General features: G+C 50.6%; 24 protein-coding genes. 9 read left to right on the plus strand and 15 right to left on the minus strand.

Going from position 1 to position 26132, the window contains the following annotated elements:
- Nucleotides 1–13 precede the first annotated feature (13 nt).
- From GA004_RS17195 to mazG, 3 genes are read right to left on the minus strand one after another with little or no spacing between them, the layout of a single operon-like run.
- Complete coding sequence (locus GA004_RS17195) at nt 14–3895, minus strand: S8 family serine peptidase (RefSeq protein ID WP_283395112.1); 3882 nt, start codon at nt 3893–3895, stop codon at nt 14–16.
- A gap of 18 nt (nt 3896–3913) precedes the next feature.
- Nucleotides 3914–4873, minus strand: a complete 960-nt coding sequence (locus tag GA004_RS17200) for a tyrosine recombinase XerC (RefSeq protein WP_283395113.1) — start codon at nt 4871–4873, stop codon at nt 3914–3916.
- Nucleotides 4874–4887: 14 nt separating this feature from the next.
- Nucleotides 4888–5556 carry a nucleoside triphosphate pyrophosphohydrolase gene (gene mazG, locus GA004_RS17205; protein WP_283395114.1) on the minus strand — a complete coding sequence of 223 codons (669 nt, stop codon included), beginning with the start codon at nt 5554–5556 and terminating at the stop codon, nt 4888–4890.
- 54 nt (nt 5557–5610) lie between these two features.
- Between mazG and trpC the strand changes: the two genes are divergently transcribed.
- Both trpC and rsmA read left to right on the plus strand, forming a co-directional pair.
- Entirely contained in the window at nt 5611–6444 is an 834-nt protein-coding gene (gene trpC / locus GA004_RS17210) for an indole-3-glycerol phosphate synthase TrpC (protein ID WP_283395115.1), read from the plus strand.
- A gap of 8 nt (nt 6445–6452) precedes the next feature.
- The gene (gene rsmA / locus GA004_RS17215) at nt 6453–7280 is read left to right on the plus strand and encodes a 16S rRNA (adenine(1518)-N(6)/adenine(1519)-N(6))-dimethyltransferase RsmA (protein ID WP_283395116.1); all 828 of its coding nucleotides are present in this window, start codon (nt 6453–6455) and stop codon (nt 7278–7280) included.
- 235 nt (nt 7281–7515) lie between these two features.
- On the opposite strand, the gene GA004_RS17220 is transcribed toward rsmA, so the two are convergent.
- The 5 genes from GA004_RS17220 to GA004_RS17240 all read right to left on the minus strand — a co-directional run bounded on the left by GA004_RS17220 (nt 7516) and on the right by GA004_RS17240 (nt 12233).
- Complete coding sequence (locus GA004_RS17220) at nt 7516–7710, minus strand: hypothetical protein (RefSeq protein WP_283395117.1); 195 nt, start codon at nt 7708–7710, stop codon at nt 7516–7518.
- Between the two features lie 4 nt (nt 7711–7714).
- Nucleotides 7715–8014, minus strand: coding sequence for a hypothetical protein (locus GA004_RS17225; RefSeq protein ID WP_283395118.1), 300 nt, complete (start codon nt 8012–8014; stop codon nt 7715–7717).
- The gene (gene lexA, locus GA004_RS17230) at nt 8011–8619 is read right to left on the minus strand and encodes a transcriptional repressor LexA (RefSeq protein WP_283395119.1); all 609 of its coding nucleotides are present in this window, start codon (nt 8617–8619) and stop codon (nt 8011–8013) included. Before lexA ends, GA004_RS17225 begins: the two co-directional genes overlap by 4 nt.
- Nucleotides 8620–9136: 517 nt before the next feature.
- Entirely contained in the window at nt 9137–11716 is a 2580-nt protein-coding gene (locus tag GA004_RS17235) for a M16 family metallopeptidase (RefSeq protein ID WP_283395120.1), read from the minus strand.
- Between the two features lie 76 nt (nt 11717–11792).
- Entirely contained in the window at nt 11793–12233 is a 441-nt protein-coding gene (locus tag GA004_RS17240; RefSeq protein ID WP_283395121.1) for a Minf_1886 family protein, read from the minus strand.
- A gap of 303 nt (nt 12234–12536) precedes the next feature.
- On the opposite strand from GA004_RS17240, the gene mog reads away from it, so the two are divergent.
- Nucleotides 12537–13073: a molybdopterin adenylyltransferase gene (gene mog / locus GA004_RS17245; protein WP_283395122.1), complete on the plus strand. Its 537-nt coding sequence runs from the start codon at nt 12537–12539 to the stop codon at nt 13071–13073.
- Between the two features lie 196 nt (nt 13074–13269).
- Here mog and GA004_RS17250 read toward each other — a convergent pair whose 3' ends face one another.
- The 6 genes from GA004_RS17250 to GA004_RS17275 all read right to left on the minus strand — a co-directional run bounded on the left by GA004_RS17250 (nt 13270) and on the right by GA004_RS17275 (nt 19870).
- Nucleotides 13270–13839, minus strand: coding sequence for a hypothetical protein (locus tag GA004_RS17250; protein WP_283395123.1), 570 nt, complete (start codon nt 13837–13839; stop codon nt 13270–13272).
- A gap of 156 nt (nt 13840–13995) precedes the next feature.
- Complete coding sequence (locus GA004_RS17255; protein WP_283395124.1) at nt 13996–16863, minus strand: hybrid sensor histidine kinase/response regulator; 2868 nt, start codon at nt 16861–16863, stop codon at nt 13996–13998.
- A gap of 249 nt (nt 16864–17112) precedes the next feature.
- On the minus strand, nt 17113–18300 hold the full coding sequence (gene arsB, locus GA004_RS17260) for an ACR3 family arsenite efflux transporter (RefSeq protein ID WP_283395125.1): 1188 nt from the start codon (nt 18298–18300) through the stop codon (nt 17113–17115).
- Entirely contained in the window at nt 18293–18751 is a 459-nt protein-coding gene (locus tag GA004_RS17265; protein WP_283395126.1) for an arsenate reductase ArsC, read from the minus strand. The genes arsB and GA004_RS17265 overlap by 8 nt, the downstream gene beginning before the upstream one ends.
- A gap of 28 nt (nt 18752–18779) precedes the next feature.
- Complete coding sequence (locus tag GA004_RS17270) at nt 18780–18983, minus strand: hypothetical protein (protein ID WP_283395127.1); 204 nt, start codon at nt 18981–18983, stop codon at nt 18780–18782.
- A complete protein-coding gene (locus GA004_RS17275; protein ID WP_283395128.1) occupies nt 18983–19870 on the minus strand; it encodes an NAD(P)-dependent oxidoreductase in 888 nt (295 codons plus the stop codon). Before GA004_RS17275 ends, GA004_RS17270 begins: the two co-directional genes overlap by 1 nt.
- A gap of 143 nt (nt 19871–20013) precedes the next feature.
- Between GA004_RS17275 and GA004_RS17280 the strand changes: the two genes are divergently transcribed.
- Nucleotides 20014–20541, plus strand: a complete 528-nt coding sequence (locus GA004_RS17280; protein WP_283395129.1) for a phospholipase D-like domain-containing protein — start codon at nt 20014–20016, stop codon at nt 20539–20541.
- 250 nt (nt 20542–20791) lie between these two features.
- Nucleotides 20792–21526 carry a helix-turn-helix domain-containing protein gene (locus tag GA004_RS17285; protein WP_283395130.1) on the plus strand — a complete coding sequence of 245 codons (735 nt, stop codon included), beginning with the start codon at nt 20792–20794 and terminating at the stop codon, nt 21524–21526.
- A 190-nt stretch (nt 21527–21716) separates the two neighbouring features.
- Here GA004_RS17285 and fbaA read toward each other — a convergent pair whose 3' ends face one another.
- A complete protein-coding gene (gene fbaA / locus GA004_RS17290) occupies nt 21717–22748 on the minus strand; it encodes a class II fructose-bisphosphate aldolase (RefSeq protein WP_283395131.1) in 1032 nt (343 codons plus the stop codon).
- A gap of 147 nt (nt 22749–22895) precedes the next feature.
- Here fbaA and GA004_RS17295 point away from each other — a divergent pair, with 147 nt between their 5' ends.
- The 4 genes from GA004_RS17295 (at nt 22896) to GA004_RS17310 (ending at nt 26114) form a co-directional block, all read left to right on the plus strand.
- Entirely contained in the window at nt 22896–23036 is a 141-nt protein-coding gene (locus GA004_RS17295; protein WP_283395132.1) for a hypothetical protein, read from the plus strand.
- Nucleotides 23037–23430: 394 nt separating this feature from the next.
- Nucleotides 23431–23775: a hypothetical protein gene (locus GA004_RS17300; protein ID WP_283395133.1), complete on the plus strand. Its 345-nt coding sequence runs from the start codon at nt 23431–23433 to the stop codon at nt 23773–23775.
- Between the two features lie 83 nt (nt 23776–23858).
- Entirely contained in the window at nt 23859–24347 is a 489-nt protein-coding gene (locus tag GA004_RS17305; RefSeq protein WP_283395134.1) for a hypothetical protein, read from the plus strand.
- Between the two features lie 393 nt (nt 24348–24740).
- Complete coding sequence (locus GA004_RS17310) at nt 24741–26114, plus strand: sulfatase-like hydrolase/transferase (RefSeq protein ID WP_283395135.1); 1374 nt, start codon at nt 24741–24743, stop codon at nt 26112–26114.
- The last annotated feature ends 18 nt before the right edge of the window (nt 26115–26132 follow it).

Raw genomic sequence — 26132 nt, forward strand, 5'->3', positions numbered from 1 at the left:
AAAAAACCGTCACCTACGGTAGCTCGAAAATTTCGATCAGGACAATTCCAGAAGTGTAGTTGAAATCGTTTACAATAACGGTATACAGGCCCGGCTGGAGTTCACGCACCATAGCGGCGTCCTTGCTTTCTTCATCCAGCTGTGAGGCGCCTACTTGGGTAAAGGCCTCGCGCATTTTGAAAGTGAATTCACTCTCCCAGTCATCGTTGGCCGCCACCGGACCCGAACTATCGTAGAGAACCATATATGGATCCGGCATGGGGTCTGAGACTTGTCGCTTAGTCAATTCAGGTCCGAGAGCCCGTATCAAAACTCGCTTCGGATCCTCCCCGGTAATTACGAATCCTCCGATGGCTACTTGGTCCCCAGCGGCCGCTTTCACACGAGTCGAAATGTTTACGAGGCGAGTTTCGATGCTTTCACTGGAAGCATCAAAGACTTCAACCAGTCCAATACCCGTACCTCCATCTTGTCCTGAAAGGTGAGCCGTATATAGTCCGGGATCAAGTGTCACAAGAATCGCCGATTCATTGGGCTCCGCTAAAGGGGCAGCTCCCACTGCCAGGCTAACCTGCTCAATCTCTTCCCCGTTATCCTCCTGTTTCCAATCATCTACTCGAGCGACTTCCTGGCCCTCTATATCGTAAATCGCCAGACGTGGATCTTCGAGAACTCCCGAAAGCCCCCTTTGCTCAAGTGACTTACCTAATCCCCGAATCAGAACTCTTCGTGGACTCGACCCAGAAATAATGAAGCCGGCAATCATGATCTCGCTTTGAACCCCGACATATCCACGTGTCGCAATATTGATAAGCGCCTCGCGAATCATTCGAACTCGTACGGGCCCTGCCAATACAGATCCGTTTTCATTGGTGACAATCACCGAATAATCGCCTTCATCTTGAGAGCCAATCGAACCAATCTCGACCGATGCCTCAACGGCTCCTAATAATACCACTTCGTCCTTGAGCCACTGATACGTTACACCTGTCTGATCAAAAACATCAACTTTCAGGGTCAACAAACTTCCCTCGATCCCCTTCATTTCGATGGGGAGAGGCATTATCACAGGGGAGCCGGGCAGGGGAGCGACCTCTAGTACATAAAGATAGGATCCTGTTCCTTCCGCATTAGTCGCCTCTATCAACACCTCAAATCGGCCTGACTGGGAGGGTGTTCCGGAAATGGCTCCCGTATTGGGATCGATTGCCAGCCCCGCGGGCAATCCTTCCGCCGCAAACGAAATTGCGTTCCGATTCGCATGGATTTGGAAGCTTACAAATTCCCCCGCCACAAATCCTGGATCTTCCGGTTCGGCAATAACCGGAGTTACCCAGCTGGCATCCTCCTCTACGAGAATATTTAGGCGCGCCAGTCCATAACTACGGTCTCTTCGAAAGTCATTCCCATCGACTGCTACCCAGTACGAGCCTCCTGCGACAACATCCAGAGCCAGCCGACTTGACAATGCTCCTCCACTGTCATCGTTCGCGCCCAGGAGAGACAAGCTCGCCAAGGACTCTCCTTCGTAAACAGCGAGAATCGTATCGAAATCACTACCAAAGGTAGTCAGCTCCGCCTGCCCCGAGCGGGTGGAAGTCCACTTCCACCACAGTGACTGGCCAACCGCATCGCCGCCATGCGACGGCTCGCCAATTTCCTTTGTCGCCTGATTCGTAAATGAAATGTCGTCCAAAGTATCGGTATAGGCAGTACGGGCATCTTCTCTGTCATCATGCTCCGCCATCGCCACCGTTAGAGCGATTTGCCCATAGCTTCCATTCCAACCGTCGACCGCTATTTTGTACTCCGATCCTTCCTGTGCGTAAAAATTCAGTACACTTGTCCAGACGCCGGTCCTATCATCGTCATCGTTTGAGCTGACAAGCTGTAAGTCCTCTAGAGAGTCTCCCGTGTAGACGGCGAGAATCGTATCAAAACTGTTACTGGCTGACGTCGACACGGTGACATTACCGCTCAGCGGCGCCGTCCACTTCCACCAAACAGACTTTGAGCCAAAAGCGTTTTGGATATGCTCCGGTTCACCAGACTCTCTCGAAGCCGCGATATTCTCACTTGTCGTCCTAAAGTTGATCCCTCCAATTTCCAAGGCGCTACTAAAGTCGTCGTTGATCACGGACTGACCCAAGCTCAAACTCACATTCCCGCTATCACCCTCGAGCCCGTCAACGGCGATTCGGTAGGAAACTCCTGCAGACGCCTCAAACCCGACAAAGGCTCCGTTATTGTTGGGCGACTCGTCGCGATTCTTGGCGACAAGTTTGAGGGCATCCAGACTATCGCCTTTGTAAATAACAATAACCGTATTAAAGTCACTGCCTTCTGTGGATATCTCGGTGAAGCCACCCTCAACAGCTGTCCAATTCCACCAGATTGATTTACCAGTAGCATTAACATCATGTAAAGGTTCACTCGCCTCGGACGATCCGATAACATTGGACCCCGACAAGATAAAGTAAGAGGTGGATACAGAAAAGGCATCCTCGAAATCGTCATTGAGTGGTGCTGGCGTTTCCGGTTGAAGGGCACGGGCCAAATTTAGCCGACCTCCAACCCGACAGCGTCGAGCCAAGCTTTCGAGTGTATCCGTAGAGGAATATAATCGATTCAATATGGACGCCATAGGCTCCTCTGGAAATTGCGTTAGGAGCAAAGCGATCGCTCCACTGACAAACGGAGTCGCCATTGACGTTCCACTCAGAGCACGGTAGCTCGTATCCGAACTGAAATAAGTGGAGTGGATACCAACGCCCGGAGCGGCAAGTTCCACTTCAGTTTCACCATAGTTCGCAAAGGTCGCAAAACCATCACGCTTATCCGTGGCTGTCACGCTCACCACATTGGGGTAGGCGTAGGATGATGGATAATTCGGCTGGTCGTCATTGTTGCTGCTCTCATTGCCCGCTGCTGCCACGAAATAGATGTCTGCTTCATTCGCCTCCTCAATCGCGTCTCCAAGCAATGGATTAAAGTCCAGACCACCCCAGCTACTATTAATGATATGGGCTCCTTGCTCTCGGGCATAGTTGATACACTCAATCGCATCCGCGTCGGATCCCTCTCCTTGAGAATCGAGGAATTTGAGTCCCATCAATTTCACATTCCACGCTACTCCGGTGATTCCGACGCCATTGTTACCAACCGCTCCAACGATCCCCGCAACGTGAGTCCCATGACCTAGATCATCCATAGGATCCCCTTCTGTCTCAGGCGTCCTTTCACCATTCACTCCGACGGTATTGATGCCGTGAACGTCATCAACATAGCCGTTATTATCATCATCCAGACCATTCCCCGCAATCTCTCCCGAGTTCACCCACATGTTTGCCGCTAAGTCCTCGTGCGTATAGCGGATTCCCGAATCCAGGACCGCCACAAGTACTTCAGAAGCATCATTCGCAATCTCCCAGGCTTCCTTCGCACTCACGTCGGATTCTGCAATCCCACCCAGCTGGCCCGCATTATCGATACCCCATTGCTTGCCATCTCCTAGCAGAGGATCATTGGGGAGCACCGAAGCCGTGCGGATATAATTGTACGAAACACGCTCCACCAAGCCCGACTTCTTGTATGCGGCGATGGCGGACTCCAGGCTGCCGTCTTCGTCGAGGGCAACCAAGGCGAGGTTCGGAAAGGTGGAATAGGTCTGTTTCAGCTTGGTACCCGCGACCTTGTGAGTACTGCTCAAGACCGAGAGTTTTCCCCCAGCCGATTGAGGCAATATCAGGTCTCCCCTCATTTTTACCAGAAATTCCCCGGCCACAATCCTCCTGCCATAAGGGTCCAAGCCATCCTTTTCGCCGGCCCACACAATAGCAGGCACCAACAAAACGAGCCAAAGAGCCCAAAGACCTTTGTATCTTAACTTACTCATTTCAAACGACTATATAGATTATGCCCGAGGGTGAGCTCGGTCGTAAACGGCCTTCAGGCGACCCAAGTTCACGTGTGTGTAAATTTGGGTTGTCGAAAGCTTGGAATGTCCAAGGAGTTCCTGAACAAGCCTTAAATCGGCGCCGTTATCCAAAAGATGAGTTGCGTAGGAATGCCGAATTTTGTGCGGAGTGATATCCATCGGGAGCTCCGCCAGTTTAAGGTACTTTTTTAGCAGCAACTGGATCTGTCGAGAAGACCAGGGACGGCCCTGATTGCCCACCACAACAACGTCCGAATAGCCCGTTTCGGGAGCATACTCGGATTTCCACGTTCGCAGAGCCGTCATGGCCACTTTTCCTAGCGGGCAAATCCGCGATTTACCCCCTTTACCCACGATTCGGGCAACTCCTTCCTCAAAACTAATATCACCGTACTTCAGATTCACCAATTCGGATACTCGAAACCCCGCCCCGTAGAGTAGCTCGAGCACCATCCGATCCCGCCACGCAATGAAGGGATCGATGATCTCCTGCTCCAGCAGCAACGTCGGTCCCCTTAAGAGACGGAGCACTTGCTGTTGGGTCAGGAATATCGGGAGCTTTTTAGCCGGCTTGGGCAAGATGAGCCCATCAAGCGGATTGCGGTCGACCTTTCCCTGGCGAATCCAGAATTTGAAAAAGGTCTTCAGGCCGGAGACGTAATTCCGCAGCGTCACCCGGCTCACTCTTCTTTGCTCCTCAATCACAAAATCCCGGGCATCCCGAAGTCCAACTCCACCCAACTTTCCATTCCAAGATCCAGCGGCCTCAAGATGGCCAAAAAATCGCCCAATCGCAGTCGAGTAGTTTCGGACCGTGTAGTCAGACAATCGCCGCTCCTTGCTCAAGTGCTCCAAAAAAGGCGGCAACCATTCTCCCCGCCAGCGTTCAGGTGCTGCTTCGACTGCCGAATCCCTCGCTTTGCTTCGAGACGTCACTAATTAGGAAGATTTCAGCTCGTCGGTTGGGTGGCAAGCGCTTCCGTCTCATACTGCACAGCGCGTGCGTAGCGCCTTAACGCCGATTCCGGATCTATGCCTTTTGATCGGCAAGCCGCCCCAACTTCGAAGAGCAGTGCCCCCGCTGTTTCTTCATCCATCGAATCTGCCATTGTCTGGATCGATTCCCGATCCACAAGGGGACCCGTCGAAAGCTCCTTCTTTTGGATCTGCTTGAATATGTCCACGGCGAACATCAATGCCGGGAGAGAAGGAGGGAGATCTTTAAAAACCGAATCGGTTTGAGGCAAGTTCTTCTTTTCTAACGCCTTAATGGCGTCCCACTGATGGAGTGCTTGATCTGAGGTATCGAGGGAACCCTCTCCGAATACATGCGGGTGGCGGCGTATCAGCTTATCGTTGATTTCACGAGCGACGGCTTCGAAATCGAAGTACCCCGACTCTCTCGCCAATTGTGAATGGAAAACGACCTGCAAGAGCACATCGCCCAGCTCTTCACGCATATGGTCCATGTCCAGCCTGTCGATTGTCTCCAACAGCTCGCTACACTCGTCCACCAAACACTCAGCAATGGACTGGTGGTCTTGCTCACGGTCCCAAGGGCATCCGTCTGGTGCCCGAAGCCGAGCCATCGTTTCTAAAAGTTCGTCTATTGCGTTCACAGCAATACATGTATCTGCGATCCTAAAATCAGGGCAAATACAATCCTCGACAGTATGCGGCCGAACTTCCAACCTGACTTCCTCAATCAGACTGAAATGGATAAGCTGACGGAAATAATGAAATGGAAACGGCGGGAGATCGCTGCTGAGATTCGCGAGGTATCCTCAAACGAACTTGAATCGAGCCGAAGCGACTCACACCCCGGACGGTTTCTAGAGGCGCTTCAAGGGCCGAAAGGGCTCGCCGTTATCGCAGAAATAAAGCGTCGCTCTCCATCAGCTGGTGAAATTAAAAAGTTAGCGGCCGCTACAGACCAATCCGCAAAGTATGTCGAAGCCGGAGCAGATTGTCTGTCAATATTAACCGACAAGGAATATTTTGGAGGGTCTCTGGCCGACTTGAGATCGGTAAGCGAACAGTTTAAACGCCAGGAGTTAAGCGTTCCCTGTCTGCGCAAAGACTTCATGGTTCACCCGATCCAAGTTCTCGAGGCCGCCCAAGCTGGGGCTTCGGCTATTTTGATTATTGTCCGAGCTCTTGCGGACGACGAAATGAAGGTGCTGCGCGAAGCAGCCGATCACGCTGGGCTAGACTCTCTTTACGAGATACACAGCGAGTCCGAGCTCGATCGGGCCATCGCCCATAACGCCCGCATCATTGGCGTTAACAATCGGGACCTCGCGGTGTTCAAAACTGATCTTTCGTTTTCCGAAAGACTTATCCCTCAATTTCCGACCGACGTCTTGGCGGTTTCAGAAAGTGGAATCTGGAATCAGGAGGACGCCCGAAGAGCAAGAGCCGCGGGAGCGAAAGCCATTCTCGTCGGCGAGGCTTTGATGAAAGCCGATTCAACCAGCGACTTAATGGGGGCTTTTCATTCAGCTTAGACCCACACATGTCTTCGCCGTTATCACCCACTGAAACACGGGCCTTGCTGGAATCATTGGGTCATCGTCCAGTCAAAAATCTTGGGCAGAATTTTCTTATTGATGGCAACATCGTCCGTAAGTCCCTAGAGATCGCTAAAATTGAGCCCAGTGATAACGTTATCGAAGTTGGGCCTGGCCTCGGGACTTTGACACAGGCACTCCTCGATGCGGGAGCGAATGTGTATTCAATCGAAAAAGACAGGAGACTGGCGGAACATATCCGCAAGATGGAACTGTCCTCCAATGGCCAATTGAACCTTCTGGAAGGAGATGCCATGGATTTCCCTTTGGCCGGGCTTCCTGCTGACGTTTCCCATTTTAAGATCGTAGCCAATCTTCCCTACGCCATTTCGACTCCTTGGATGGAATCGATTATAAACGGCCCCACTCCCCAAAGTATGACCCTAATGCTCCAAAAGGAGGCGGCCCAGCGATTCGTAGCGGCATCCGGGACGAAACAATTTGGAAGCATTAGCATCTTTCTCCAAGCTGCTTTCGAGGTTTCCCAATCTCACAACGTAGCTGGAAGCTGCTTCTATCCGAAGCCAGATGTTGGCTCTTCTCTTCTCCATCTCAAAGTGAGAAAGGACCCTTATAAATTTCCAAAATCGGATCGAACACTCATCCGCGACTTATTCAAACAGCGGCGAAAACAAATGGGATCCTTACTTCGAAAGTCATCTCACCCGAAAACAAACGAGTGGTTAAAAATGCTAAATGGTCTTAGCATAGACCTCAAGACTCGTTCAGAGCAAATCGGCATCGATACCTGGATACGGCTGAGCCGCTCCTAGAAGAGTGTTTATCAATTTGGTTTCCAGAAGCTTTCGAAAGGGTGGTAGGGCTGCTTATCCGTTCGGCTGAGCTCACGTCCGAAGCCCTGTGCATCCACCGCAATTCGTGAATCCACAGCCGACTGAGGATTGGACTTCGGTAAGGCTACGACCGACACGTTGTCAGCCCTACCTCTGAACCAGAAAATTAACATTGCCGGACTCTCTCTAAGTGGTCAAGGCAGCGTTTAAACGACTAGCGGATCCAATTTCGCCTGTCTGCCGGCTCCGATTCGCCGCTCAATTTCAAGCTTCGAAGCAATCCGCCGTTCGCCAATAGCATCCATCTTTGACGTCGAGATCGATCCTGGTCTGAAATGTCTAGCAAGCGACGCAGCATGTTTTCACTGCGACTATCCCTAACAATGATGTCTTTAAACCGTTTATCCATAGTTCTATCCCATTAAATCGTATTTCTTTTCCAGATACGTAATCCAAACCCCCAGCTCTGAGACATTCTTTTCCAAGCTATCCTCGTCTGTAACCTCCGGCAAGTTAAGCCTCTTACTGAGGCCATAAGAACCGGTGCGTTCCGCAACTCTCGAGAGCATCTGCTGACTCAAAACTTCCGACACAGCCTGGCAAGCTGCTCGACGACCACCGGTGGCGTCTGTCGAGCAATCGACAGAGCGCAACCAATAGCCCCCCATTTTCCCTCCATTCGGAGCCAGTGAGATCTCGCTGGCTACGGTCACTGGAATACCTTTCTGGTCAACGCCACCACAACTCCTTGCACAATAAGCTCCATCGCTGGAATCAGGTCCGGATAAGCAGGATTCTCCGCCTTCAAGAACGGTCGACCATTATCCAATACAAAACGTTTTAACGTCGTTTCTCCATCGATCAGAGCTGCAACCACATCCCCGTCACGCGGTTCCCTATACTCCAACACGACCACATCTCCCTCTTGAATATGAGCCCCAATCATCGAATCTCCTCGAACGGTCAACGCGAACGTCCGCGCCCCATCCGACAGGCCAATCGAAGAAAGATCTACCGCCACGCCTCCCTCCGAGTGTTCCTCCTCAAAAGTTGGCAAACCTGCCGGAATCACTCCAAGAAGTGGAATCTGACTGAACCGGTCGGAATTCACCGGAAGCAGGTCACTTGGCAAACGACGCAAACACCCTTTTCGCTCTAGAGCTTTCAAGTGATTAACTGCGGCCGTTTGACTCGCGAACCCAAAATGCCGCTGGATCTCTCGAGTCGACGGCACTTTCCCCTTTCGAGAACGTTCTTTCCGTACGAAATCGAGAACCTCCTTCTGCCTTCGAGTAAGCGAATCCTTATTAGTGTTCATGAACACTATTAGAATCAAATCTTCGAACCTCTGTCAAAGATCAAAATTCAAAAACTCTCATTTTCTTGAATAAACACCCCCCAAAACGCCAAATCAGGCGCGTTATATCCATTGTGCATCAGATTGATCCCATTTCATTCCAGATTCTGAATCCGTATATGCACTTAGACCTAACTTATCCGAGTACGCAATTCGAACATTAGCACAGTACCAAACCCTAACTAAAGCAAACTAAACATCCGAATACCAGCCAAAGTGCAAATTCAGACGACAAGACTTTACAGAAGTGCTTGAAATCAAAGTGAAAGGCCCGTAAATCTCTCACCATACAACATTTTCCCTCCCAACACACCCACACCTGCCAGGCCGCTATTTATAGTGGCCTGGCCTTTTTAATGAGGTTGGCTTTCAGTGAGCCCGGCACCGTCTGAGCGGTCTTGGTCCCAAATGGCTTCAAGAACTGAAGCATTCTCCGATCGTTTTCAAACAGGTCCCCGAACCTCAGGTGTAATCGAAACTATTCTAAGGCGCCAATCACAAGCTCAACCCGTTCTTCCTCACGGAAGTACTTTGAAGCAAAATTTGCCAGATCCTGAATTGAGACCGCATCAATTCTTTCATCATAGGACCTCCAGTCATTCGCCGGAAGCCCATAGGCCACGTTCAAGGCCGCATGACTCGCGCAGGAAGAGTTTGTCTGCATACTCATGCGACGTGATGCCTTCAACCGTGTTTTACACCGATTAAGTTCCTGCAAAGCGATATCGCCATCGCTTACACGCTTCACCTCTTTAATTAACTCCTCTATGACTTTTGGATAACCTTCGGTTGAGGTTCCAGCATAAAAATAAAACATCGCCGTGTCCAAGCCAACGATACGGCTCGAACGCACGAAATAGGCCAAACTTAACTCCTCTCGAATCTTCTCGAACAAATTGCTCGCCATACCGCTAAATATTTCGTGCGCCAATTCCGAAACATAGAAATCCTTCTCGAGCAATCCAGGGCCTAGATAGGCGTGAAAGACAACCGCTTGCTGGCGATCCATTGGCTCTCGATGCTCTCCCGGGGACGAGGGCTTTTTGAATTCATGATTGGAGACCGGCTTTCCTCCCGAGGGCAGCTTTTCCAGCAAAGCTTCGAGACGCGGTTTCAAGTTCTCCTTCTCAAATTGCCCCGAAACCGCTATCGTTACATTTCCTGCGGTCACCAAACTCGATCGCAGTTCCTGGATATCGTCCGTTCCTAGACTTCCTACTGACTCCAATGAACCCGCCTCCCCGATGGAAAACGGATGATCGCCAAAGAATCGTTTTCGCAATATTTTTCGCCCAGCGGTAACGATCTCGTCCAGGTCCTCCTTGATCGCTGCCATATGGGCTGCTTTTTCCAGAGTAAACGTCTCGTCTTTGAAAATCGGATGCAGGAGGGCTTGCTCAATCAAGTCCAAGGCCAAGTCCACATTCGAAGGAAGAAGATCCAAGGCCAAGCCCAAGCTGTTATTGCCTGAAAACTCATAAAAGCTGCCTCCAACGCTCTCAATTGCTTCAGCGACTTCCACCGAGCTTCTCTTTTCTGTATCCTTGGTCAACAATGTTGCAAGGAGTGAAGTCGCCCCCTGCTTCCCGGGTTGCTCGTACAAGGAACCCGCATTCATCACGACTCGAAAATGGGTGTTGGGTAGGCGGTCGTTCTCGCGTAGTAGAAGATTGCTGCTGTTGCTTTGCTTAAACTCGATAAAATCGGTTTCGCCTTGCTTTTCCTCTCCTGACTTCAGATCCGAAACCTGGGCAGATTTCGGGTTTAAGGTGATTGTGGTCAAACGTTCTTCACGTAACCATTTCTTCAACACACTAATCAAGTCTTCAGGCGTTACTCGCGAAATCTTCCGCAAATAATTTTCCGCATATCCGATATCCCCAATCACAACTTCCGCCGCCCCCAGTTTCGACGCCTGACCGCTAACCGTTTTACGGGCATTTATTTCAGCCACGATTAACTGCCGCACCGCTTTATCTACGCGTTCGGTGGAAAAGTCTTCAACCGTTAAGCTCCCCAAGTAGGAATGAAGCTCATTAATCGCCTCATCCCGTTTGTCTGGATCGCATACCAATGCCAAATAGAAAACGCCCACTGCTCCGGGAGTCCAATTGGAAGCATCAATCGCATGTACCAATTTGAGCTCTTCTCTTAGATGGGTTGAAAGCATAGAGCTATTCCCATGTCCCAATATCATCGAGAGCGCATCGAGAGCTGGTGTATCCGGATGGGTCAGACTAGGAGTTTGAAATCCGATTCCAGCCCTTGTGATTTGAACATCCTCGTACAGATGACATTCCCTTTCCGCCAGCTGCATTGGCTCAGAAGGTATGAAAACGCTCGGAAGAGTCTTGCGCGTAACCGAACCGAAGTCCCGTTCAATCCGTTTCTTCATATCGCTAGTTTCAAAGTCTCCCGCAACAATCAGAACCGCGTTATTAGGGGAATAGCGACGGTCATAATAGGCAACAAGATCCTCACGGGTAACCTGCGAGAACAAATCTTTATACCCAATAATTGGGTACCTGTATGGGTGTTCTTTGAACGACGTTTCGAACAAAGCCCGCGATAGCTTGTGGTCCGGATCATCTTCGCCCATATCAATCTCTCGCAGTATGACTCCCCTCTCTTTTTCCACTTCGTCTTCCGGCAAAGTGGATCGAAACACGGAATCGCTCAATACATCCAGCGCCACATCCACATTCTCTGATGGAATTTCAATGTAGTACACGGTGCGATCGAAGGTGGTGTAGGCATTGATATAGCCTCCCGCTGACTGTACATTCTCAGAAATCTCCCGTCCTCCCCGTTTTTCAGTTCCCTTGAAGAGCATGTGCTCCAAATAGTGCGAGAGCCCTGCGCCTATCTTATCATCTTCATGAATACTTCCCGTCTTAACCCAAACTTGAACCGAGCAAATCGCGTTCGATCTGTCCGGCTTCAAGACTACGGTCAACCCGTTCTCCAAGCCGTAGCGCTCCACTGGCTCCTTCAGAATAGGTTCGATTAGGGACTGATCCGCTTCCAATGAGCGATGGGGATTTTGACATTCAGACATGGATTCAAATGAAATTGGAGTCTGTCTCCGCGAGAACTGCGGAAACGGGAAATTAAATAAGCAGGTAGCCGGCTCTCTAAAGCGATTTGATTACTTTGTATCGAGGCCGCTTAAGGCGGCGCTTTTCGGGCAGAAACGGTTTTAAAAACGCTTCCTCAAAATCGTAGATAGAGGCAAAGTCCTCTTTCGAGTCCTCGTCGTTTTTACTGAAAACGCCGTACTCAATGAGGTTGAAAACGATCTCTCCGAAATCTTCACACATCTTCAAGCCCCAGGAGGTCAAAACGGTATAAGCCATCGGCCCATATTGCTCGAGCGCATATTCTCTGACTCCCTCAAGAAGCTCTTGCCCAGTAACGTGCCGCTGATTCTTGCTGACCAGCTTCCCCTTACGCTTTTTTCCCTTACTCATGGTGAAGTCCAAGGCTTCCTTGAGAAACCCATAGGCTTCCTTCGTATAACGATCGTCCTCCTTGACTATCAGGTTCACCATTTCGTTGAAATTCTGCTTCTTCATTCGCTCTCGCTATTTCCCCGCCATAACCAAGGACACCGTGCAACGTTAAGTCACTGGTCTCAGCCTAAACTGTCAATCCCTCAAGTTGTCGACAAACAGGATACAAGGGGGTTACCAACCGATTGCCCCATCCAATATGACTCAAACATAAGCGTGCGCACTCCCCAAATCCACTCATTTTTCCCAATCATCACCGTGGTTTAATTTGGCCAATGTGACAGAAACGCTTTAATCCTCTTCAATTTCAATCAAGATCCCACAAAACCTTAATCTATAATCCGTTCGTACAGCCCAATCAGATCCATGTCAGCAACCGCAACTATAGGCGTCATAAACATATCAGATCGAGCATCGCAAGGTGTCTACGAGGATATCCCAGGGAAAGCATGCGTCGATCTTTTGAACGAATGGATTCTCACTTCATTCCAAGTCGAATACGCTGTTGTACCCGACGAAAAGGATCAAATAGAAGCGACCTTAATCGACTTCTGCGATAACCGGAATTGTAGCCTGGTCGTAACCACTGGGGGTACCGGTCCGGCAGTAAGGGACATCACGCCAGAGGCGACTGAAGCCGTTTGCGAAAAAATGCTCGCTGGTTTCGGCGAGGAAATGCGTCGTGCTTCCCTCCAATTCGTTCCAACTGCTATCCTGTCTCGCCAAACGGCCGGCATCCGAGGACACGCCCTCATTGTGAATCTCCCCGGAAAACCCAAAGCGATTCGGGAAAACCTGGAAGCCGTTTTCCCCGCGATTCCCTATTGCATTGATTTGATTGGAGGATCCTACCTTGAAACAAATCCATCCGTGATGAAGGTATTTCGCCCTAAGAATACCTGAATCTTTCGACCCCTGGCTTGCTGTAGGCTGACCAACGAGATTGGTCTACGAAAGTCCCGACTGGCACCGCGTCAGCAGCCCTTTAAGAACAAAAGGCACCGACTGCTTAACCAGTCTCTCGTCGAACAAGTCTTCAAGACAAGAACTTTGCACACCGCTCAATGATATAATTCGCATTTCAGATTGCACTGGCTGGCTACGGCAATAACTCGCCAGATCCGACCGGCTCATCGCGACTTATCGAGCTCGAAATCGACTTTGCAAACCGCATGACAAAGGCCAAATACATTTCTCCGTTAGGCCCATGCAACCTGACCATTTCTATGCCCAATTGAGAGCATAGTTCATCCATCATCCGGGATTCCGGTCCATCATCTTCCGCGTTTCTGAAAGATCGCTGCTGATAAAGATAATCGTCCTCACTCACCGCTGAACGGTTTTCACAAAAACTAAACTGCACCTTCAACCTCTCATCAGTTTCACTGAACCCTTGTACTGCGACATCGAGTCCGCCTCGCTCCAACCTATCCCAAGTATAGCCGATGACGATCGAAAGAAGCTCTCCCAATTTCTTTTCTCCTCTCAATAGGGACTTGGAAATCTTCTGATCGTATTCAAATTCCAAGACTCTCTCATCTCCTCCGGTCACTATTCGGCAAAGCCGGGACTCGACTAGCTCCTTCAAATCGAACCGCTTCAATAAACCCTTAGCGATGCGCAACCCTTGTTTGCCATTTGATTTTTGAATCTCTATATACCCTAACATTAACCCATAATATCAATATCGACACTTGGTTTCAAGAGAGCAACAGCCCCTTCCATTGTAGGGTTTTTCAGTCCGAAAACCTTCCTTTAAGCTACAGAAACCAATCCAAAATGGACTGAGCTACTCAGAAAATGCGGCTGATTGAGCTAATGACTGTCAACTTCGGTTTCTGAAATTATTCATCAGCCGAGCGAGGATTTCTGAACACTCTAGCGATGCTTCTTCAGCCGCCTTTTGCAGTGCTTTGCTATCGATAAACAACTCTTCCAAGCCGATAGCCATGGCCGTATTAGAAATGTAATGGGCCTTATCCTTAACGGAGTCAAAGTCGCTCCTCTCAATGGAATCCGCCATTTCTGCCCCCAGCGACAACACCTCCGCTAAAGCTGTATTAACCATTTCTTCAGAAAAGATTCCCATACCTCGAGACGCGAAAGCGGTGGAGCACTCCTCTTCCATTGTCTCTTCTGCGATTTCGGATTCGTCATTCTCCACTTCCGTCAACCGTTCCAGCCAGGGAATTGCCCGAATCCGCTTTTCTAAATCCTCTTCGAAAAACGGTTTTCCCATGAAGTCGTTAATACCCGACTGCATAGCCCGCTCAATCTCTGCTTCCGCCAATGTCGCTGAAACCCCGATAATCCAAGGTTGATCGTTCAGTCCTGATTTTCCCCTTACAATCGACGCGGCGGTGGGTCCATCCATACCAGGCATTCTCAAATCCGTAATAATTAGATCGTAGGCGGCTCCAACCTCAGACGCTGGCTTTCCATCTTCAACTTGGTCGGGTGAATAGCCTAAAGACTCGAGGTATTGAACAATCAGGCGTCGAACCATCGGATTGTCATCCGCCACAAGCGTCTTTAACGGGTAGCGCTTCCCTAAACGCGATGCTTCCAGAGAAACGGTGTCGTTGAGATCTAGGGAATCCTCAAACTCAATTCCCAGTTCGTCGATGACCCTAAAATTGAATGATGCGGTAAAAGAAGAACCTTCACCGAAATCACTCGTCACCGAAATCGTACCTCCCATCAGTTCCACAATCCTGAATACGATGGCGAGTCCCAGCCCAGCTCCTTCTCGAGGCGAAGAACCGACATGCTCGAGCTGCACGAACGGCTGAAATAGGCGCTCCATATCCTCCTTCCTGATTCCAACACCCGTATCCGAGATGATGAAATCCAAGGCACCTATGCTTTTACTTGGTTCTCGATTGCGAATTGTGAGGCGAACCGAGCCCTTTTCAGTATATTTGACTGAATTCCCGTACAGATTAAGCAGGACCTGCCGCAATCGAACGCTATCCGCCCTGATAACTGCAGGCAAATTTTCGTCTAGCGACAGCTCAGCAACCAAGCCCTTTTTTTCCGCCATCGGCCGAATCGTTCGGTAGGTTTCGTCGATAAGGCTTTTCAGGTTCACATCGTCTTCCTTCAAAGCGGAATTCGCCTTACGAAGGTTACTGAAGTCTAGAATATCCTGCACAATTCGCAATAGGATCCTCCCTTCTGACTGGATTGTATCCAAACACGCCAGTTGCTTTTCATCCAACCGAGTATTACGCAGAAGATTGCTGTATCCAAGAACGCTTTGAAGGGGGGTTCGTATCTCATGGCTGATGACCGCAAGAAATTCACTCTTCGCCCGGTCCGCCGCTTCCGCTCTCTCTTTGGCAAGAGCCAAGTCAGTCTCCGACTCGTTCTCAATTTGGTAGTAAAGGAAGAAAATCACCAAAGCTAGAACCAGGCCGGATATAATGACGGTTTGCAGTCGAGCCAAGGAAATGTTTTTCATCCATTCGCTCGCACTGAAATCAATTCCTAACCAACCGGCAATCGATCCATCCCCTGTATCCAAAATGGGTGAACTTGCATTTAGGACCAAATTCGGCCCAATTCTAACCGGCCGCACGAGAATCGGATTTCCCTCCTTGAAATCCCGCATTCCACCCACGACGTCAAAGTAATCCTTAATTACCGTTTCCGAGCTATCCTCCAAATCTCCTGCGACTCTAACTGCCTCGTCTCCAGCGTTCCAAATATAGACCTGGTCCACTTCCTCGCCAATCGCCCGGATCAAACTCAAGTTCTTTTTAAGATCGGAACTCAACTGCGCTCCCGAACCTAAGGCCGTTCTCACCAAATCCACTTCTACTGACAATGCCGCCGTCCTGGAACGGGAAAGGAAATCTTGCTCCATACGGTCGCTTTCACGATGTCCGTTCCAGGTAGTCACGAGGTAGCTAGCCAGAATAATCGTCACGACCGATCCTGGCAGCACTCGGTATCCCCACACCCTAAGCTTTTCTTCAGCAGGATCTCCCACATCCTCAATCCGAGCCTTCAAACGGTAGATCCAGAATCCACCCAGTGCTAGCCACGCGGCAATGATCCTCAGCGAAAGCAACAGGAAGCCGTAAAATGGAAATTCGCTGTAGGTTACGAGGGTTTCACTTCGAAGGAAAGCGATATGGTCAGGATGCAAAATCCATGCCGGTATGAGGAGCAATAGACCTACGAAGACGATACAGAGCTCATAACGTCCCTGCTCCAATGCGAGCTTTCGTACACTCAAGGCGAACCAAACGCAGGCCACCGTTGAGACCGCAAACGCTACCAGAAGCGAATAGAGCATCGAGCCGACTTCGATGGCAAATCCCAGTAAACCGCATGAGATTGCAATAACAGGGGGGAACGTCTTACCCTTAAATCCCTTTGAGCCTCTAATCGAAGCCTCGATCAGGCACCCAAGCCCCAGCATTTCCAAAGGGATCTCAATGGAAAACGTTCGGAAGAAAGGATCGGAAAACGAGAGCGTGCGAACAAAGTCGGCCATCGCTTCCGCAAATGCAAAATAGCCAAACCAAACCCAAAGATACTCACCCTTCTGCCGGTCGCACAACGGTTTTATCCAGGCAAGAAGACCCAAGAGAACCCAACCAAAAAAAGACAGGAACACCATGTAGTCCTGTTCGAACAACCATTCTGGGAATCGTAAATCTGAGGGATCTAAGTTAGGGGACATCCTTGACGCTACCTTTCATCGAAAGCCCGACCGCCGACAGTCACAAGGTCAAAACGCAGGAATATCTTCATCTCAATCTGCTCTATTCTTGGGGACTTGCTCGATAGAACAGGCGATTAGGAACGAGTAGACATATACATACTGGGTTCAGTTTTGAAACGACTTCAAAAAAGAATCAACAGCACGCAGTTAAATAATGGAATGGAGGAAAACAGGCAGAAACCGAAAGTCTTCCATTCTCGGCACGAGCTAATTTGCGTTAAACCAGTGTGTAGTCCTCTTGCAGATACCAACGAGCATGATCATGACAGGCACTTCAATCAAGACCCCCACCACGGTAGCCAAGGCAGCTCCTGAAGAAAGACCAAACAGCATAACCGCGGTGGCAATGGCGACTTCGAAGTGGTTAGAGGCCCCTATCAAGGCGGCAGGAGCGGCATCCTCATACTTGAACTTGAAGAGGACTGCGGCTCCATAGCCCAGGGCGAATATGAAAACTGTCTGCAGGAACAAGGGGATAGAGATCCACAGAATAGTCATCGGATTAGCCAGAATAACCTCTCCCTTAAAGCTGAAGAGCAGTACCAGGGTCAAAAGCAGGGCACTGATAGTAATGGGTGTCAGTATGTGCAGAAACTTTTCCTGGAACCAGGTTTCGCCCTTATGGCCGATGATCCATTTTCGCGAAAAGTAGCCAGCCACCAGGGGGAGCGCAACGTAGATGCCAACGGACAGCAGCAGGGCTTGCCAGGGAACGGGAAGCTTCCCCACACCAAGCAGGAAGCCGCCCAACACGCCGTATAATAAAAGCATAGCTAGCGAGTTGATCGCCACCATCACCAGTGTCAGCCCATCGTTGCCTCGAGAAAGGTATCCCCAGACCAGTACCATGGCGGTACAGGGAGCAATTCCCAGAAGGATACACCCCGCAAAGTAGCTGCGCCACAAAGGAACCTGAAGCATTTTGATTCCGTCCTGCATTACGACTGTGCCCGCCCCATGTTCGGATCCTACCGGCAGGTCGAGACCAAAAGGCATCTTTACTAGATCGACGGCTTCTTCACCGATAAATCCTTTTAGCAGAATGCCAAGAAATACAAACGCAATGGCATACATCGTGAAGGGCTTGATGCCCCAGTTGATGAAGAGAGTGAGAAAGACGGGCTTGCCGCTTTTACCGGCTTTGACTACCTTGGTGAAGTCGATCTTCACCATGATAGGGTACATCATAAAGAACAGGCAGATTGCGATCGGGATAGAAACAACCGGAGCCCCGTTGACGTTGATGGACATGCCGTCAAGGGCTTTGGCAAATCCCGGGGCAATTGTTCCGAGCAAGACTCCGGCAAGGATGCACAAGCCGACCCAAATCGTCAGGTAACGTTCAAACGGATTAGTCATTTTCCGCTCATCGGCGGGACAGATTTCACTACTCATCAGTATTTCCTTTCAAGGATTCGGGCAGGGTTGCCACAAAAGCTCTAATTTCATCCCGGACCCTCCGGTAGCAATCCAGTTGCTTCTCTTCCGAAGCCCCCTGAGCCGCAAGCGCGCGCGCCATTTTGGGAGGATCCTCAAACCCTACATGGACTACGCGAGCATCACCCGGGAATATCGGACAGGTTTCATGAGCATGGCTGCAGACCGTGACGACCACGTCCAGAGGAACTTCCGCAAACGCATCAATATGCTGGGAACGATGTTCCGTTATGTCCACGCCCACTTCCGTCATCACCTTGACCGCATTCGGATTAAGTCCGTGGGTTTCAATGCCGGCCGAGTAGGCGTTTAGGCGATCGCTTTTTAGCTTCCGGGCCCAGCCTTCGGCCATCTGGCTTCGACAGGAGTTCCCGGTGCAGAGGAATAAGAGATTCAGTTTTTGGCTCATAAAAATGTTACCTGTTTCCAATAGGAAGTTACGGACAACACCCAACTCCCCGCTGTCTGCGACAGAGCTCCCCCAGATCGCAGGATGTAATCTCGTCCAGAAGCTCGCGATCCTTCCGGATTTCCTCGTCGTTCTCAAACAAGTGCCACATAATTTGAAATACTAGTCCGAACGCATCAATTTGCAAACTGATTTTGTAGTGAACCCAGCCACCCTCCTTCTTGGACTCCATTAGCTCGCTCCCTGTTTTCCTTCAAAATAGAAGCGGAAAAGAGCATGGGTTCCATCCTCCGCTCCCCCATACGCCGCCACACGATCGTAGAGCTCTTTGGCCAGATTCAGGCCGGGTAGCGTCAACCCCATTTCAGTGGCGGACTCGATCGCGATCCCCATATCTTTAATGAAGTGCTTCACAAAAAATCCGGGGTCATAATTCCCATCTAAGGCTCGAGGAGCCAAATTACTCAAAGACCAGCTACCGGCCGCTCCGGTTTCAATACTCGCGAGCACCTTCTTGGGATCCAACCCAGCCGCTTTCGCATAGGCAAGCGACTCAGCAATCGCCACCATCCCCGCAGCAATCGCAATCTGATTACACATCTTGGTGTACTGCCCCGAACCTGCCGGGCCCTGCAGCTGAACGTTTTTGCCCATGATCTCAAACAAAGGCTTCGCTCTTCCAAAGGAAGTATCATCCCCGCCGATCATAATGGAAAGCCGGGCCTCCTTGGCGCCTAAGTCTCCTCCAGAAACGGGCGCATCCAAAGCGCCGATCCCTTTCTCCGACGCAACACTTGCAATTCGTTTTGCCAAAACAGGGCTGGAGGTCGTCATATCGATCACAAGGCCTCCTGGTTGCATCGTGTTAAAGACGCCTACGCTACCGAAATAAGTCTCTTCGACATCCGCTGGAAAGCCCACGATCGTAATAACAACGTCCGCATCGACCGACGCGACTGCGGGCGAATCCACCCAAGTAGCCCCCCTAGCCACCAAGTCGTCCGCTTTGGACTTCGTGCGATTGTAAACGGAAACCGGGTAACCCGCTTCAAGCAAATGGCCCGCCATGCTTTTCCCCATTACTCCAATACCAATAAACGCGACTTTCTCTTTAGACATGTAGCCAAGTTCTAGGACCCAAAGACCAAATGGCCATTATTTTTTAGTGCAGTTTTCAGATAAATTCTTCCTGCAGGAGACATTCCATCTCTCCCAGCACTTCGCTTGCTATTTCAACGTCAAGCCTCCACTCTTGATCAATTATGCCCACCGAAATTGTCACCAATCGGCAGATCTACGATCGTCTCATCCAAGACGCCGTCATCAAGGCAACCTCCTATCTCTGGATTGCGACCGCTGACATCAAGGACATGTATGTAAAAAAAGGAAAATCGATGGTTCCTTTTCTACAAACGCTTTCCGAACTCATTGAAGATGGAGTATTCATTCGGATTATACACTCCAAAGAACCCGGTCCTGCCTTTCGCAAAGACTTTGATCGATTCCCCAATCTAATCGATCGCCTTGAGATGATTCTCTGTCCGCGGGCCCACTTTAAAACAGTCATTATCGACGGCACATTCGCCTATACCGGAAGCGCCAACCTCACCGGTGCCGGCATGGGGGCGAAGTCGGAATTCCGTCGCAATTTCGAGTCAGGAATTCTGACCGACGAACCCAACCTCATCCGTCCACTCATGAACCAGTTCGATACGCTCTGGATTGGAGGCAACTGCAGCCCTTGCCAGAGAAAAGACTATTGCTCCACCTATCACGAGCTCATCGGATGAGCGAAATCTTGGGCAAAATTTTATTCCCATTTTCACTGTAGCGCTAGCACTTCTCCGCAAGACCTTGAGCTTGTCGAAAGGGGCTATGCCGCGTCAGTTACTATCGATCGTCTGAATGGTAGGACAAGGACCCCACTCCTTCGCTGAAGCTAAGGCTCCACAAGCCGGGCCTGCCGCTTAAGAAGATCTCAAAATTCCACGATTCGTCTTTCATCCCCATCGATACTCCTTTAAGTTGCTCTCTTAATCTATGAACCTGCAAGACCTCGGAGATCGAATCCGCCACCGCCGAAAAAAGTCCGGCTTAACCCAGACAGACATCGCTAACGCTGTCCAGGTAAGCCCGCAGGCAGTTTCGAAATGGGAGCGGGGGGAAAATGCGCCGGACATCAGCATCCTTCCTGATCTGGCTCAGTTGCTTGGAGTATCCATCGAATGGCTACTGGGTTGCCAAAGCATAGACAAGGATGTCATTGAAGCCACCATCGTCGATATTAGAGCTCGAGCCGCCCGGGAAAAGTCTGAACACCTAGAACCTCGGGATTTCGCCAACTGGACCAACAGTGTTTGCTACCAAGTCACCGAATCCGCCCTTCGCTTTGGGGGGATTCCTATCAAGACTCGTGGTGCAGGAATCCTCTGTCTTTTCTCAGGCAGTCATCATCAAGATCGTGCCATCGATGCCGCTTTGAATGCCATCCAGCTATTCAACGAGCCCTTGAAAGTGGGAATGAGTAGCGGGATGATCTACTTTGGGGCCATCGGCCATCCCGACTATGCGAGACCAGACATCATTGGCGAAGCCGTGAGCATCGCCCTTCTCAATTCAGAATGGGCGGATGACCATACGGACACTGCAACCGCTATCGACGCAAAAACAATCGAAGGATCCCAGTTGAGGGATAACATCAGCCTAACCCGACGCCAGGTCACCTTTCCCGGCATAAGCCACCAAGTGACCGCCGTCGAACTTCCCATTAAGTAGCTGGAGAGCAATTCTACATAGAAAGTATCCCCGTAGAATTTTAAGGTAGCGGGCGATCTCCGAGTGCCCACCCGATACGTGCGACAAGGGGCGCTCAGAGATCGCCCTCTACCAATGTCAGCCCCGAAGTAAATAAAAAGGACCGGCCCACTGGGGAACCGGTCCTAAAAAATTGCCGTGTTTCCGAAAACTATGCTTTCCCGAAAATCGTGTTACCTTCGGAAAGCAGATCCTTGGCCGCCTGGATGAGGCGATCGGCCATGTTCTTTTCGGCCGCTTTTAGATAGGACCGCGGATCGTAGGTCTTTTTGTTGCCCACTTCACCGTCAATCTTGAGCACCCCTTCGATATTCTGGCAGATGTGAGTTACAATTGGGCGCGTAAAGGCGTATTGAGTATCCGTATCGATGTTCATCTTTATGACACCGTAATCGAGCGTTTCCCGAATATCGGAAAGATCCGACCCCGATCCGCCATGGAACACGAGGTCCATTTCCGCCTCGGCGCCATGCTTGTCCATGACCGCCTTCTGCCCATCGCGAAGGATCGTTGGCTTTAGCTTAACAGAGCCGGGCTTGTACGCTCCATGTACATTTCCAAAAGTCGCCGCGAAGATGAAACGGCCGAGTGGCTGAAGCGCTTCGTATACTTCCAGCATGTCTTCTGGAGTCGTGTAGAGCTTTTCTGCAGGCAGACCGGAAGTATCGTGTCCATCTTCTTCACCGCCAACGCAACCGGCTTCCACTTCAAGGATGATGCCCAGCTCGGCACATTCCTTTAAAAGCTCTTTCGAAATCTTCAAATTCTCGTCTAGAGCGACAACCGATCCATCAAACATGTGGGACTGGAACAGTGGGCCTTTGCCTTCCGCGATCCGCTTACGAGATGCTTCTAGCAAAGGACGCAAAAAGCTATCCACTTTCTCTGGATGGCAGTGGTCTGTATGCAGCGCCACGAGTACATCGTACTTTTCCGCCAAGACATGGGTCGCTTCGGCGAGAACGATCGCTCCAAAAGCGGCATCGCCCACATTGAGACCGGAAGCGAACTGGCCGCCTCCCGTGGAAACTTGGATGATGCCATCTGACTTAGTGTCAGCGAACGCTTTCAAAGCGGCGTTGATGGTCACAATGGATGTGATGTTAACCGCAGGATAAGCGTAGCCCCCTTTTTGGGCGGCATCCAGCATGGCTTCGTATTGCTTAGGTGTTGCGACAGGCATGGTTCGTAACGTCTATTTCGGTTATAATTTTTACAGATGAGTCCGGCTTTTATCGGGCAGTAAACCCTAAAATCCAGAAGAACCCCATCTTGAAGCGCAAAGCTCTTTCCCTGTCCAGCGAATGATCGATGAAATGGAAAGGCTCTATTGGCAAAGACGATCAAAACGCACAATAAGGCAGCGGAATTGGATCAGTGCCTCACCCATTACCTGGCAGAAGTGAACGCCCAGATGCCCACGCTCAACCCCAACCACGATCCAATTGAAACCGCTAAACCCCACCCGTAGAAACACGCGGCAGGAGCAATCGGCGCGATCGCGGAAACCGCGGCGATCGTCAAAACCAAAGCCAATGAAACCATTCATTTCAGGACTTTCAAACCATAGGAGCGGGTTGACCCCGCGACCCCACCCTAGGAACGCCAAGCCCCCGCTTGGCATTTTTTAACATTAGATCGTGGGACAAACCCGCCTCCCACAACTATTCACTCAATTTCATAAAAAGGCTTATCACCCTTATGCTCTTATTCCTCCTTCAATCTCCCGCATTTCGAACCTAGCAGCTCCGGGCACCTTCTAAATTGCTAAAGTAAATCCCAGTCCTCAATCTAAGCCCTAAATCAAAAAGAAACATTTAAACGATCTCGTATTGTGATCCATAAACCCAATCTTTTCTGAATCCATGTATTTCCCACATTCGATGATCAAGGTCTGCCGCATTCCCTTGCGGGCCGCCGTTGTTCTAGCCGCTACAAGTGTGGCGTCGATTATGTTCAGTTCACCTGAGCTTCAATCAGCCGGGAATCCGACCAAGCTGGATGCCAATGATCAACCAGCACGGATACTTTCAGCCTTCTTCGGATTGGACAACGCCCTTCCAAGAGGAGCCAATAATCTCTGCCCTGGTGCAGCGGGGCAGGACGGCATGCCGGTCGTGCTGTCTCACACCGTTGACCCGGACACCCTCCAGCCTGAGGACTTCCGGGTTTTCACACGATCCGGGTCTGAACGCACCCCCACTGCTTAACGCTCCGACCGGCCAACGATAAAGGCGAGCTCAGAACCATCCTCCTCATCGGTGAATTCGGCGATGCCGACAAAGACCCGCCCGTGAAGGTGCTCGTCGTCGATGAACTACTCTCGGACGGCAGGACGGGCGCTACACTGAACTTTAGTGGTACCGAGACCGATGTCATTCCACTCGAATCTGGACCAACCCTTGCACTGGCGGAAGTTGTCACCCAAGACGAATGGTCCAAACCAGGCCGGGGGTCCGCCTGCCCTTTAGGCACCCAACAGGTGGTCCGGGTAACCTGGACCGGCGGCGTGCGACTGCCAAACCAGGCCGACCTCAGCGACACCGAACGTGCCCTTTATCGCGTAACCGTGGAGCGACCAGACGGTTCCCGTGAGGAGATCGCGCCAGCGGCGCTTGCGGAGCTCGAAGACAATGATAACAACCACTTTCTGTGCCTCGATACGACCGACCCAGCCGTCTCAATCACTTTTCCGGCCGGCCATTTAGTCGACCCCAACCTAGACCTAAATCCAGAAACCCTAATCATAGTCACAAACTCGTCAGCAGCAGGGACCAAATAAGTGAAGAGATCATCGCTAAGCGGGTAATGGCAACCTCAAGGGCAATCGCCGAAAGACCAAGAGCTGCCCCGGTGAATCTTCCAAATGCGGCGTTAGTCGGAGCTAATCGACATTCGACTGTAAGGAAACACCAAGAAACGCAGTCCAACGGCTCGTTTTGCCACTTGCTAGGGCCAAATGACGCCACCATCCTCCTGCTAGAATCAAACACCCCAAATTGAATTTCGTTTCAGTAACCCTGAGCCAGGCTTTACCTAGCGATACTGTTACTGTATTTTTCATTGAAATAGATAAATCACTAGCTCCGCTTGAAAAACCAGAAAGTGTAACCATTCTTAAACTATAATCTTTCAGGCTTTAAGCGACACACGCAAATACCCCCAAAATCTAACGATGCAACGAAGAGACTTTCTTAAGACCGCAGTCGCCGGTATCGCGGCGACCGCCACATCGTCAACGGTCCTGCGTGCTGATTATCATTCCAAACCGAATGTCATATTTCTTTTAGCCGACCAGATGCGGGCCCACGATATGGGTTGCATGGGCAATTCACAGGTCATTACCCCGAGTCTGGATAAATTGGCCAGCGAAGGATTGCTGGTTACCAATATGATTGCGGCTTCTCCGGTTTGCACGCCTTACCGAGGACAGCTAATGACAGGTCGGTACGGTCACGCGACCGGTGTCGTTCACAACGACATAAAGCTGCCCAATTCCGAAGTCACCATCGCTGACAAGATGGTGGAAGCAGGTTACCACACCGGCTACATCGGGAAATGGCATCTGGCAGGGCATCGGAATAACCCGGTCGCTAAGGAAGACCGGCGTAATTGGAAATTCTGGGCTGTTCGGAATTGTTCCCACGCTCACTTCGATCCTGAGTATTGGATTAACGATGACACGGAAGCGGTCACTGTGGATGGCTGGGAACCGGACGTGCAAACCGATGTAGCGATTGAATACATTCGCACTCACCGCGATGACCCTTTCTTTTTGGCGGTTTCCTACGGTCCCCCGCACAATCCCTACCGAGCGCCTGAGCGCTTTCTCGATTCGTACGAAGGCCGTACCCTAGCAGAAAGGCCAAATGTCCCCCCTCGGGCAAAGAAGGATGAAGATCAACTGCTGCAATACGATGCCATGGTCACCAGCTTGGACGATTGCGTGGGGAGGATCACCAAGGAACTAGACCGTCTTGGAGTCGCGGAAAAAACGATACTGGTTTTTACCTCGGATCACGGTGACATGCTCGGTTCGCAAGGGCACCGTCTGAAGCAACGCCCTTGGGAGGAATCGATTAACGTGCCTTTCATCATACGTTATCCAGAAAAAATCAAAGCCGGTCTAAAACGCGATTGGATTGTCTCGTCGGTCGATTTAATGCCAACCTTGCTCGGCCTATGCGGCGCCAATATTCCGGATAAAGTCCAAGGATTCGACCATTCAGAAGTATTTGTAGGGAAAAGCCCAGAAACTCGCGATAGCGCCTACCTTTTCAATACTCACAACGGAGGGGGTCCGGGCTGCGACTGGCGTGGCATTCGAACTAAAGATTGGGTCTACGCCTATCACATGGAAGGCGATTGGATTCTCTACGATTTAAAGAAAGATCCCTACCAACTGAACAACTTGGTAGGACAAGCTCAGTACCGCTCCAAACGTAACGAGCTTCGAGAAAAGCTGGAAGACTTGCGAAGCGAGCTGAGCGAAAATCTTCCCCTCAATGGAGTATTGCCCGATCCGATACGCCTACCTGAGCTAGCGTAACCAGTTTTCTAAACCTGA

Origin of the sequence: Candidatus Pelagisphaera phototrophica (assembly GCF_014529625.1) — a bacterium.
Classification (GTDB): Bacteria; Verrucomicrobiota; Verrucomicrobiia; order Opitutales; family Opitutaceae; genus Pelagisphaera; species Pelagisphaera phototrophica.